Source organism: Cohnella baijiui (assembly GCF_020731285.1).
Lineage (GTDB): Bacteria > Bacillota > Bacilli > Paenibacillales > Paenibacillaceae > Cohnella.
In genome coordinates this window covers 1-11,949 of record NZ_JAJFOW010000025.1, presented here as the reverse complement: position 1 = coordinate 11,949, position 11,949 = coordinate 1, and the positions used below count along the sequence as shown (strand labels likewise).

Sequence of the window (11,949 nt, the reverse complement as noted above, 5' to 3'; positions counted from 1 at the left end):
ACCTTCCTCGCCTTTGGGTTCGTGCGTGTTATTCAATATATTCTCGCACGGCCAAACGATGTGTGCGAAATGTCCGGGAGCTTGTTCTCGTTTTCAGATAAATTCGGCGGCGTGCGCGATCCCCACCCTTATTTGATGGCGCCCGCGGTAATGCCGCTCGCGATTTTGCGCTGGAATAGAATATACACGACGAGCACCGGCACGATGGTGAACATCAGGGCGGCGAACAGGGGCCCCCACTCGGTCCGGTACTGCATTTCCTGCTGCATGACGCCGATCTCGACGGGGAGCGTGTAGTGCCGAGGGTCGTTGATCAGGATCGTACCGACGACGTATTCGTTCCAGATGTTGAGGACGTTGATGATCGCGACCGTGACGAGTCCCGGCTGGGACAGCGGCAGCATGATGCGGAAAAACGTGCCGTAATGGGACGCGCCGTCCATGATGGCCGATTCCTCGAGCTCCTTCGGCAGCGATTTGAAAAAGCCGACGAGCACGAAGACGCCGAAGGCGAGGACGCTGGAGGCGTAGACGAGAATCAGGCCGATGGACGTATTGATCAGATGCATCGAGTTGAGCAGGAAAAACAACGGGATCAGCGCGAGCACGAAAGGCACCATCATGGACGCGATGTAAAACAGGTAAAGCACGCCGCTCCCGCGGAACGGATAACGGCCGATGACATAGGAGGTCGAAGCCGAGAGCAGCAGGCCGAGCAGCGTCGAGCCGGTCGTGACGACGAGCGAATTGAGAAAATAGGCGTCGAAGTTGTATTTGTTCCAGACGTACGAGAAGTTCGACCAGAGCAGCGGAAGCTTGGGCAGCGCCCAGGGGGCGTTGCGCAGAAACTGCTCGTTGTTTTTCAGGGCGTCGAGCAGCGTCCAGAGCAGCGGGTACAGCACGAAGAAGCTCCAGAGCAGCAGGATGGCGTAAAAGACGGTTTTGGCGACGGGATGCCGCAGGCCCAAATGCATAGGTGAGTCCCCCTTAGCTCATCTCGATCGTCTCTTGACGAAGGAGTCGTTGCAGGATGATCGTCGTGACGAGCGAGGTCGCGAGGATCAGGACGCCGATCGCGGCGGCGAAGCCGAAGTGGTATTGGCGGAACGCCATCTGATACAAGTAGGAGCCCATGACCTGGGTGGAGTTGTCGGGACCGCCTTCCGTCATGATCCAGACGATGACGAACGAGCCGTTCAGCGTCGTCATCATGATGTTCAGGATGGACACCTTCATCTGCTCCCAGACAAGAGGCATCGTGATGTCGCGGAATTGCCGCCACTGATCCGCCCCTTCGAGCTCGGCCGCCTCATAAAGCGATTCGGGCACGTTCTGGATGGCTGCGATGAGCAAAATCATGTAAAAACCGATGCCGGCCCAGATCGACGGAGGCAGCAGCATCCAGATCGTATGGGAGGTGAAGCCGAGCCAGGTGATCGAGACGGGCTCCTTGGTGAACAGCGACAGGAAGGCGTTCAGGAAGCCGATCTGCGGATTGTATATGAAATTCCAGAGGACGCCGATGACGACCACGGAGATGACGTTCGGGATGAAGAAGATGGAGCGGAAAAAGCCCGCCAGCCGAAAGCGGAACCGTGTCAGCGCGACGGCGAAAAAGGTCGCGAGAATCATGATGCCGACGACTTTGCCGGCGACGAGGAAGTAGTCGTTGCCGAGCGCCTGCCAGACGATCGGATCATCGAACATGTCTTTGAAGTTTTGCCAGCCGATAAATGCCATGCGGTCGGACATCCCGGACCAGTCGAACATCGAATAATACAGCGCTTTGACGACCGGATAGATGGTAAAGAGGCAGAAGAAGAGAAACGTGGGAATGGTGAAGGCGGCAATGAAGACGTTGCGCTGCCATCTGGCCGTTCCGGATGTCTTCACGGTGACCCCGTCCTTTCAAGTTGGCGAAAGGAGCCCGAGGCGGCGCCCGGGTCTCCTTTCGCGATGATCTGCGACTGCGCTTGCTTATTTTTTGACTTTGGCGGCAGCGTCGGTGACGCGCTTGACCCATTCGTCAGGCGTGATCTTGCCGATCGTGAGCGCGTCCGTCGCGTCCCACATGACCTTTTCGACGTCGGCGTTAAATGTGATCGTCGGGATGACGACGGTGTTCGGATCGTTCAGGAACTTCGCGGCGTCCTTGACGAAGTTCGGCGCGTTGGAGCTGGAGATATCGCCTTTGATGTTGGAGGGCGCGCCGCTCAGCTCGGCCCATTGGGACGCTTGCGCTTCGGAGAAGATGAACGACAGGAACGCTTTGGCCGCTTCTTTGTTTTTCGCCTTCGAGGCGATCGCGACGGTCGCGGTGGACGTGTTGGCGACGACCTTGCCGCCCGCTTTTTGCGTGACCGACGGAATGAAGCCGAAGTCGAAGCCGGACGGCACGTCCTTCGACATTTCGTTCGGAAGCCACAGGCCGTTCGGGATGAACGCGTCCTTGTGCTGCAGGAACGACATTTGCGAGTCGGTATGGTTGATCTGGATCGACGCTTTGTCGATGTAGCCTTTGTCGCGGAGCTCGACGAGCTGCTGCAGACCGGCCATGACGGCAGGGCTCTTGAACGCATCGACCTTGGAGTCGGCCATGTCCTTCAGGATGCTGTAGTCGTCGTTGTTGGCCGAGACGATGGCCGGGTACAGGAACGCGCCCTGGACGTAGTACGGGTATTTGCCGGTATGGATAAACGGCGTGATGCCCGCGGCTTTGATCTTTTCGCTGACGTCCAGGAACGACGGGAAGTCGGTCGGCTCGGTCCAGCCCTTGTCCTTAAACAGCGCTTTGTCCCAGAAGATGCCCCAGGAGTTCAAGACGAGCGGGATGTTGTAGATTTTGCCGTCGTACTGCTGCGGCGGTTGGGCGAGGATGTCGCTGATCAGGTTGCCGTCGACGTTTTTGGCGGTCTTGAACCACTCGGTCAGGTCCTCCAGCTGGCCGTCCTCGACCATCTGCCTGTCGTTGAGGCCGGCGCCGTCGATGTAGACGAAGTCGGGCGGATTGCCCCCGATCCAGCGGGGCTTGTTCTGGTCGTTGATCTTCGGGCCGCCGTCTTCGATGACGTTCAGGTCGGGGTTGGCCGCCTTGAAGTCGGCGACGACTTTTTTCCACCACTTGTCGCCGTAGCCGCCGACGAAGTACTGGATCTCGAAGTCGCCGGTGAGCTTCGTTCCCGAGTCGCTCGCGCTTGGGCTCGCACCTGCGGACTCGCTCGGGCTGGGCGAGGCCGAAGGCGACGAGGACGCGGATGCGGATGCGGACGGCGAGCTATCGCTGCCGCCGTTGCCCTTGGAGGAGCCGCAGCCCGCCAGCGGCAGTACGGCCAACATTGCGGCCAGTCCGGCTGCCGCGATCTTTTTATTCCCTACCATGAAGATGAACCCTCCCCGAAAGATGTTGGATCGCGCCGAAATGGCGCCTGTCACCATCATAGAGGGGAGGGCGAGGCTGGCTCTATCGAATATCTTCCACAGAATCTTTGCTTTTTTCTTTTCGTGCGGAGAGGGGGCGGGTGCATGGGAGGGTTCGGGCTGCAAAAGCATCCTCCCTCTTTCGCCGATTCCGCTCGCCAACCGCCGATGTAGGAGTCGTAGACTCCTTCTTTCGCCGACTCCGCCTGCCAACCGCCGATGTAGGAGTCCACGACTCCCTCTTTCGCCGATTCCGCCCGCCAACCGCCGATGTAGGTAGTTTGCATACGTACATTGGCGCTCGGATGGGGGGTTCGGTGAATGTAGGTAGTTTACATACGTACATTGGCGCTCGGGAGGCGCTTTCGGTGAATGTAGGTAGTTTGCATACGCACATTGACGTCGGGGCGGCACTTTCGATGAATGTAGGTAGTTTACATACGCACATAAGCGCTCGGGCGGTAGTTTCGACGAAACTTTTTTCGTTAGAGAGGCGGGGAGGGCACCGATTCTTCCGCCTTGTACCGCAAAAAAAGCATCCCGCCTTCAAGGGGCGGGATGCTTGGCGGCGAGCTCGTTCGTGCGGTTGACCGCGAACTGCTGCAGCTGGTCCAGAGCGGCTTGCGGCGACAAGTGGTCGAAGAGGACGGCGTCGCCCATCGTGCGGGCCTTGTCCATGATCGACTGCCACGCCGGCTGCTGAATCGGGTAGAACTTCGACTGGCCGATCGAGCCGAGGTACGTTTTCATCAGCGGATCCGCCTGCGACAGCTTGTCGCCGACGCGGGCGATGACCGGGATGAAGCCTTCGCGGATGACGTTCTCCTCATAGTTCGCGTCGTCGTAGAGAAAGTCGAGGAACTTGGCGATCGCGACGGGATCGGTATGATCCGTCTTGAACGAGACGAGCACGTCCTGCACGCTGAACGAGATCGGGGCATGTCCGTCCTTGACGGGAATCGGCCCGACGCCCCATTTCAGTCCCGGAAATTCCCGGGGCACGACCGAGGAGAAATAATTGCCCGAGATCATCATGCTGAGGCTGCCGTCGCCCATAATGCGCTGCTTTTCGTCCCGCGTCGTCACGGTCGGTTCCGGGTCGGTGAGACCGGCGTCGAACAGCTCCTTCAGAAACGTCAAGCCTTCCACGTTTTGCGGCGAATTGATCGTCCAGGCGCCGTCGCGGAACCAGCCGCCGCCGGCACCGAAAAAAAAGTAGGACAGGTACGCCTGGATCTCGTCGTCCGTCAGGTCCACGCCGAAGCCGTGGGATTTGCCGGACTGGACGATTTTGCGCGCGTCCTCCTCCAGGGCGGACCATGTCTTCGGCGGCGCCTCGATGCCCGCTTCTTCGTACAGCTCCTTGTTGTAGTACAAATTCCGGGTGGACGTGACGTAGGGCAGGGCATATTGGCGCCCGTCCAACTGATCCATCTCGAGCAGGTTCGGATAAAACTTGCGCTTCAACTCGGGGGAGACGATGTCGTTCAGGTCGTTCAGAATGCCGGCTTTGGCGAAATGGGCGTACACGTTCGTATTCAGCAGGTCGGGCGGCTGGTTTCGGCTAATCATGGCCGTATAGATGCCGTCCAGCACGTTCCAGTTGGCGACCTGCAGCTCGACGACGATATCGGGATTTTTCAGCTCGAATTCGTGGACGAGCTTCTCCAGGATCGGCTTCGTCTCCGTGCTGTACTCGGAGGCGACGAAGCGGATCAGCGACTGCTTGCGATCTTCGTTCGTCTGCGGCCGATCGGTCATGGCGCAAGCGTTGACGAGCAATGCGGCCAGCAAGACAACGCCCCCGGCGCCTATGGTTCGGACGAGCCGGCGTCCGGGCGGCTGCCGGCCTGCCGGACTATCGATTTTGTTCACAAGCTCCAGCCTCCGGTCTATTTCTGGTTAAACGGGAACAGCAGCTTTTGGTTTTCCGGCGTGTACATGTTGTCCTTCGTCACGATCAGCGAGTCGATGTAGGTCGACTTGACCTTTTGGCCGTCGATCAGCCGGAGGGCGGATTTGACGCCGAGATAGCCCAAGTTGAAAGGCTTCTGCACGACAATCGCCTTCAGGCTCCCGTCTTCGAGCAGCTTGATCTGATAGATCGAGCTGTCAAAGCCGATCAAGGTGACCCGGTTCGTCACTTCCGCTTCCTTGAGCGCTTTGGCGGCGCCGAGCGCCGCCGGCTCGTTCAGCGCCAAGACGGCGTTCAGGCCGGGCTTGCGCGCGAGCACCCTCTTTACAAGCGCGTAAGCTTTCTCTTCGGCATCCTCGGCGTAGTACGTACCCGCATTATGCGCCGGATCGGACGAAACCGCTTCGAGGATGCCCTTCTCCCGTTCGGCGGACACGACGGAATCCGGAAAGTCGCTTACGATCGCCACGTACGGATTGCCCTTCGTCGCCCGCGCCGCCGCCAGTCCAGCCTGGCGCCCCGCCTCCTGGTGATTGTTAGACACCGAGACGGGCGCGGGCTTCAGCTTCGACGGGGTGTCGATGACGACGAGCTTGATCCCCGCATCCCTCGCCCGCTGGAGCGATTGGGCGATCCGGTCGTCGTCGATCGGCGCGATGACGATGGCTTGGGGCTCGCGGTCGATCGCCGCCTCGAGCAGCTCCGCCTGTGCGTCGGCGTCGGTTTCCTGCAGCGGGCCTTCGATGTCGAGCGAGGCGCCGGCCTCCTTGGCCGCCGCTTCGGCGCCCGCGCTGACCGTCTGCCAGTAGTCCGTCCGGATGTTTTTGGACTTGAGCAGAAGGGTGACGGTCTTTTCCGGGGCGGAGGACGCCGGATAAAGCTTGAAATCAAAAACGGCGTACACGGCGGCCGCCAGCAGCAGCAGCGCGAGCGCGAGGGTAAAGCGTTGGATGCGCATGGACGGGTCGGCCTCCCTCTAGTCGAGTACTTTGGGTATCGTGATCGAGACGCAGGTGCCTTCCGCCAGCTCGCTGCGGATGCGGATGCCGTATTCGGGCCCGAAGAACAGGCGGATCCGCTCGTTCACGTTGTGGATGCCGATGCCGCCTTTGCCCGGATCGGGATTGACCTGCCTTTCCCAGATGCGCGCGAGCTGCACTTCGGTCATGCCGAGCCCGTCGTCTTCCACCTCGAAGACGACGGCGTCCGCCGTCGCGTAGCCGCGGATCGTGACGGTGCCCGGTTCCGGTTTGTTGCGAATGCCGTGATAGATCGCGTTTTCCACGAAGGGCTGGAGCAAAATCTTCAGCGTCCGGTAGGGCAGGATTTCGTCCGAGAACGCAAGCTCGTAGTTCAGCTTGTCCGCGTAGCGCATTTTTTGGATCAGGAGATAGTTCGCGATATGCTCGATCTCCACCCGGATCGGCACGATCTCCTGATCCTTCGTGATGCTTGCCCGGAACAGCTTGGCGAGCGCGGACGTCATGAGCACGACCTCTTCATGTTTTTGCTGCTCGGCCATCCAGACGATGGAGTCGAGCGTGTTGTAGAGAAAGTGCGGGTTGATCTGCGCCTGGAGGAGCTGGAGCTCGCCTTTGCGCTTGTTCTCCTGCGTCTCGATGATTTCCTGCATCAAGTTTTTGATTTGGCCGACCATCATGTTGAACGTCCGCCCGAGCTGGCCGATCTCGTTCATCTGGCCGATCTCGGTCTTGACGTCGAAGTTGCCCTTTTCGACCATCCGCATCGTCTTCTGCAGGTTGCGGATCGGACGGGACAGCCGGTGCGACAGGAAGACCGACACCAGGAGAGAGACGGCGACGCCGCATACGGTGATGAGGATCGAGTTGCGCAAGGTGCTCTTGTAGCCGATGAGATCGCCGGCGTAGGCGACGCCGACGATTTTCCACCCGAAGTTCGTATCCTGGACGGTATAGAACCGCCTGCCCTCGTCGTCGTCGACGGTGAACGAGTCTCCGCTGCCCGCCGTCGTCACTTCGGCGATATGCTCCGTCCGAAGGCTGCTGTAGATGAGCTGCTGTTGGGGGTGGTAGACGATGTTGCCGCTCTCGTCGACGATGAACACGTAGCCTTTTTTGCCCAGATTGATCTGCCGGGCTAGGTCGTTGATGACGCTCAGGTTCAGATCGACGAGAAAGACGCCGTCCGCGGTGATGCCGTCCGTGTTTTTCAGCTCGCGGCTGAGCGACACGACCCACCGGTATTCGTTCTGGATGATGTTCTGCACGTGCGGGGCGGAGATGACGGATTTGCCGCCTTCGTTTTTGGCATTCCGGTACCAAGGCTGCTCCTCGACCTTCGCGTTCGGATTGAGGCTCGTAATCCGCCGGTCCGACACGAAGCGCCCGTTGTAGCCGAACACCATGATCGAGGCGATGTCCTTGCGCGTATAGAGGATCGACTGGAACAGGTCGGAGATCCGCTTCTCGTACGGCCGCCGCTCTTCTTCGCTGATGAAGCTGTTGTTGGAAATGTAGTATTTGACGTCTTTGTTCGTCATGGCGAGCAGGGAGATGTTCTCCATATTGTCGACGTAGGACTGAATGTTCGTGTTGACCTGCTTGATGACTTCCTCGATGTAGCCGCGCGAGTTTTTTTCCACCGCGTCGACGGACAGCCGGAATTGGATGAGGCTCGTGACGGCGATCGTGACGAGGATGAGGCAGGAGAAAGCGACGGAGATGCTCGACTGGATGCTTTTTAGCGGAAACAGCGGACGCAGCGGTCCGCGCGCGAAATACATGTCACCGATTCGTCTCCTTCGCCTGCCGGTCCCTGAAGTCGCGCGGCGTGCAGCCGGTATGCTTCTTGAACAGGATGCTGAAATAGTTCGGGTCGCCGTAGCCGACTTTTTCGGCGATCTCGTAGAACTTGAGCGCGGTGCCGAGCAGCAGCTCCTTCGCCTTCTCGATGCGGACGCGGGTGAGAAACTCGACGAACGTCTCGCCGGTTTGCTGCTTGAACACGAGGCTGAAGTAACTCGTGCTCATGAGGACGTGCCGGCACAGCTCCTGCAGCGAGAGCTTCTCGTTTCCGTAGTTCGCCTCGATGTACGCCTTCGCCCGGACGATCTGCTGGAGCGTATAGTGGTTTCGGTTCGCCTGCGCGGCTTCCATCATCGCGCCCACGACCTGCTTCAGCCAAAATTCGATCTCGTCGAGCGTCTTGAACCGGTAAACGTCCGTAAGCCAGAGCTGCGGCTCGAGGCCGTCCTCCGCGCCGCCCGCGATTCCCATCTCCTGCATCGCGTTTACGAGGAGGAGCACGACCCTCTGCACTTGCAGAAAGCAGGGTCCGACCGGCATCCAGGACGCCTTCAGCTCGGCGACGAGCCGTTCGATTTGGGCGTACGCCTCCGTGGCGGTGCCGGTCTTCACGGCGGCGGCAAGAAGACGCTCGGCGTCCGGCTGGGGCCGCGGCGCGGGGGGGACGGCCTCCAGGTCGGCGACGCTGAGGACGCGGTTTTTGCCGAGGAGGAATCGGTAGTCGAGCGCCGACAGGGCGCCCCGGTACGAGAGCGGCAGCTGCTCCGCCGAGACGCAGGGCCGTCCGACGCCGATCGTCACCGTGAACTTCAGGAATTTCTCCACCAAGTGGCGAACTTCCTCGGCGATGGCGAATGCCTGGTCGTACAGATCGCTTTCCTCGGTCCGGCCGGAGAGGATCGCGACCATCCGCTCCTCGCGCGTCCGGAACAGGAGGACGTCCGAGCGTCCCTGGACCGTCTCTTCGAAAATATTGAAAGCCGCGAAGCGCAAAAACTCCGCGTCGTGCGCGTCGCCGAAATGCGCATCCCGTTCGCCGAAGTCGTCGATGTCCGCGACCATGACGAGGCAGGACGGAGCGAGCGGCGGCAGTCCGAAGTAGGCAAAGCGCTCGTCGATCTCCGGCTTGCCGAGCTCCAGCGCGACGAGGCGCTCGAGGAAGCGTTCCTTTAGCAGCGGCAAGCTTTGGTGAAGCTGATGCTGCAGCCGCGAAAGATCCTCGAGCCGACGCGCCTCCTCATCCATCTCCCGGCGGACTTTGTCCAGCAGCTCCCGGATTTCCCGCGCGGTGATCGGCTTCAGAATGAAGTCCGACACGCGGAGACGGATCGCCTGCTGGGCGTACTCGAACTGATCGTAGCCGGTCAGGATGATCATTTTGATATAAGGGAACTGCGTCGCGACGAGCTCGGCCAGCTCCAGACCGTCCATGTACGGCATGCTGATGTCGGAGATGACGAGGTCGGGCTTGCGCCTCTCGATCGCATCCCAGGCTTCCCGACCGTTCGCGTAGTCGCCCGCAAGCTCGAAGCCGTGCTCCTCCCAGCGGATCGTCATCTTCAACCCTTCCCGCACGACCGCTTCGTCGTCGACGACGATAACCTTGTACATCGCTTGTCCCTCATTTCCTCTCGGTTGCGCAACCGACAACCGTCTCGCAAGCTGCGGTCCTTTCATCATAATCCAACGATTCTCGCGCGAGGGGGGAAAATCCTCCAATCCCGGGTCACAATTCCATGATTTCTCGCCGGAGAGCCGCAGCGCTGCGGAAAAAGAGCGCCAGGACCGATATGCTATAATAGAAGGCAAAGATTCGGGACCGAGAGAGGAACATGACCGTTGAAAACGTTGGTGATCGCCGAAAAGCCCGATATGGGGCGAAATATCGCGGCCGTGATCGAGCCGAAGGCGGCGAACAAGCGAACCTATCTGGAGGGCGAGCGCTACATCGTCACTTGGGCGATCGGGCATCTGATCGGTCTCGCCGAGCCGGATTTGTACGACGAGAAATACAAGAAGTGGCGGTTCGACGATCTGCCGATCATTCCCGAGCGGTTCAAGCTGCTTCCGAATCCCCGGACGAAGGATCAGCTCCAGGTCATTCGCGAGCTTGCCGGCCGCTGCGACCGGCTCGTCAACGCCTGCGACGCCGGGCGCGAGGGGCAGCATATTTTCGCGCTCATTCAGCGGCATCTGGGTCTCGCGCAGCCGGTGAAGCGGCTGTGGATTTCGGACCTGACGGCGGAGACGATCCGCAAAGGGTTCGCGGAGCTGAAGGAGGGGGCCGAGTACGACAATCTGACCAAGGCGGCGCAGGCGCGCAGCGAGGCCGACTGGCTGATCGGAATGAACGGCTCCCGCGCTTTTACGACCAAGCACAACGAACTGCTGTCGGTCGGCCGCGTCCAGACGCCGGTGCTCGCGCTCATCTACGACCGGCAGGTGCAGATCGAGTCGTTCGACTCGCTCACCTATTACGAGGTGTCGGCGACGTTTGTCCAAGGCGAGACGACGTACCGGGGACTGTGGCAGGGCGAGCGGATCATGGATCCCGCCCGGGCCGAACGGCTCGCGGAGAAGGTGCGGGGCAAGGACGGCCGGATCGCCAGCTACGAAGCCAAGGATACGAAGGAGTACCCGTGGCGGCTGTACGACCTGACGCTTCTGCAGCGGGAGGCGAACGGCAAGCTGGGCTTTTCCGCCAAAAAGACGCTCGACGTCGCGCAGGCGCTCTATGAAAAGCACAAGGCGATCACGTATCCGCGAACGAACTCGAACTACGTGAACAACGAGAACATCCCCGAGATGCACCGCGCCCTCGATGCCCTGCGGGGAACGGAATTCGAAGCGATCGCGGCGGGGGGCAACAAGCGGCTCGTCCATCCGGGCAACCGCGGCGTCTGCAATCCGGCCAAGGTCGAAGATCACCACGCGATCATGCCGACGGCGAAAAAAACGCAGGGGCTCTCGCCCGACGAGCGCAAGCTGTACGAGATGATCGTGCGGCGATTCGTCTCGCACTTCTACCCGCCTGCGGAGTATCGCGTGCATACCGTGCTGACCGAAGTCGAGGAGGAGACGTTCAAGACGACGGTGAAGCAGCTGCTGTCTCCGGGGTGGAAGGTCGTCTACGGCGACCAGCCGCCCGGCGGCGGCGTTCCGAAGAAGGGCAAAGGCGGCGCGAAGGACGACGGCGGCGAGCAGGAGCGCGAGGAGGAAGAGGAGACGAACGCGCCGTTCGAGCTGGACGCCGGCCGGGGCGTTCGCTGCGCCGAAGCGGAGGCGAAGGCGAAGGAGACGCAGCCGCCGAAGGCGTACACCGAAGGCACGCTGCTGAAGGCGATGGAAAGCGCGGGCAAGCAGATCGAGGATGAGGAGCTGCGCGACGTGATGAAGGATTCCGGGCTCGGGACGCCGGCGACGCGCGCAGCGACGATCGAGCGGCTGAAGCAGGTCGGCTACGTCGAGATGCAGGGCAAAAAGATCGTCATCACGCCGAAGGGGCGCTCGGCCATCCAGCTCATTCGCGGCGCGGGGGTCGAGCTGCTCGCTTCCCCGGAAATGACTGGCCAGTGGGAGCGGCGGCTGAACGAGATCGCGCGCGGGCAGGCGTCCGCCGAGACGTTTATGGCGAACGTGCAGAAGTTCACCCGCCTCATCATCGACAAGGTGCGAATGCAGCGTCCGGCTGCGAAGACGGCGTTCGCGCGGCCGGAGAAGCCGGCCAAGGGAGCGAGCCGCGCGGGCGGCCGGGGCGCGGCACGGTCCGCCGAAGGCGCCGCCGGCGAGGGCGGCGGTCCGGCCGCCGGGAGAGCGGCGCGCAAGCCGCGG

Annotated in this window: 8 protein-coding genes; 1 reads left to right on the top strand and 7 read right to left on the bottom strand. The window is 61.0% G+C overall.

Annotated elements, in window-relative coordinates:
* Nucleotides 1–128 precede the first annotated feature (128 nt).
* From LKX83_RS20285 to LKX83_RS20255, 7 genes are all read right to left on the bottom strand, one after another.
* A complete protein-coding gene (locus LKX83_RS20285) occupies nucleotides 129–974 on the bottom strand; it encodes a carbohydrate ABC transporter permease (protein WP_227884306.1) in 846 nt (281 codons plus the stop codon).
* Nucleotides 975–987: 13 nt separating this feature from the next.
* On the bottom strand, nucleotides 988–1,893 hold the full coding sequence (locus tag LKX83_RS20280) for a carbohydrate ABC transporter permease (protein WP_227884304.1): 906 nt from the start codon (nucleotides 1,891–1,893) through the stop codon (nucleotides 988–990).
* A gap of 84 nt (nucleotides 1,894–1,977) precedes the next feature.
* The gene (locus tag LKX83_RS20275) at nucleotides 1,978–3,378 is read right to left on the bottom strand and encodes an ABC transporter substrate-binding protein (RefSeq protein ID WP_227884302.1); all 1,401 of its coding nucleotides are present in this window, start codon (nucleotides 3,376–3,378) and stop codon (nucleotides 1,978–1,980) included.
* 585 nt (nucleotides 3,379–3,963) lie between these two features.
* Nucleotides 3,964–5,292: an ABC transporter substrate-binding protein gene (locus tag LKX83_RS20270; RefSeq protein ID WP_227884300.1), complete on the bottom strand. Its 1,329-nt coding sequence runs from the start codon at nucleotides 5,290–5,292 to the stop codon at nucleotides 3,964–3,966.
* Nucleotides 5,293–5,309: 17 nt separating this feature from the next.
* A complete protein-coding gene (locus LKX83_RS20265) occupies nucleotides 5,310–6,290 on the bottom strand; it encodes a substrate-binding domain-containing protein (protein WP_227884298.1) in 981 nt (326 codons plus the stop codon).
* Between the two features lie 18 nt (nucleotides 6,291–6,308).
* A complete protein-coding gene (locus LKX83_RS20260; protein ID WP_227884296.1) occupies nucleotides 6,309–8,096 on the bottom strand; it encodes a cache domain-containing sensor histidine kinase in 1,788 nt (595 codons plus the stop codon).
* A gap of 1 nt (nucleotide 8,097) precedes the next feature.
* Nucleotides 8,098–9,729: a response regulator gene (locus LKX83_RS20255; RefSeq protein WP_227884293.1), complete on the bottom strand. Its 1,632-nt coding sequence runs from the start codon at nucleotides 9,727–9,729 to the stop codon at nucleotides 8,098–8,100.
* Nucleotides 9,730–9,957: 228 nt separating this feature from the next.
* Between LKX83_RS20255 and LKX83_RS20250 the strand changes: the two genes are divergently transcribed.
* A partial coding sequence (locus tag LKX83_RS20250) for a DNA topoisomerase 3 (RefSeq protein ID WP_227884292.1) occupies nucleotides 9,958–11,949 on the top strand: 1,992 nt, incomplete at its 3' end.

What these genes read in the sequence shown, in the direction of transcription:
- LKX83_RS20260 (WP_227884296.1), bottom strand. Translation starts at nt 8,096, where the DNA reads ATGTATTTCGCGCGCGGACCGCTGCGTCCGCTGTTTCCGCTAAAAAGC.
- LKX83_RS20265 (WP_227884298.1), bottom strand. Translation starts at nt 6,290, where the DNA reads ATGCGCATCCAACGCTTTACCCTCGCGCTCGCGCTGCTGCTGCTGGCG.
- LKX83_RS20275 (WP_227884302.1), bottom strand. Translation starts at nt 3,378, where the DNA reads ATGGTAGGGAATAAAAAGATCGCGGCAGCCGGACTGGCCGCAATGTTG.
- LKX83_RS20285 (WP_227884306.1), bottom strand. Translation starts at nt 974, where the DNA reads ATGCATTTGGGCCTGCGGCATCCCGTCGCCAAAACCGTCTTTTACGCC.
- LKX83_RS20255 (WP_227884293.1), bottom strand. Translation starts at nt 9,729, where the DNA reads ATGTACAAGGTTATCGTCGTCGACGACGAAGCGGTCGTGCGGGAAGGG.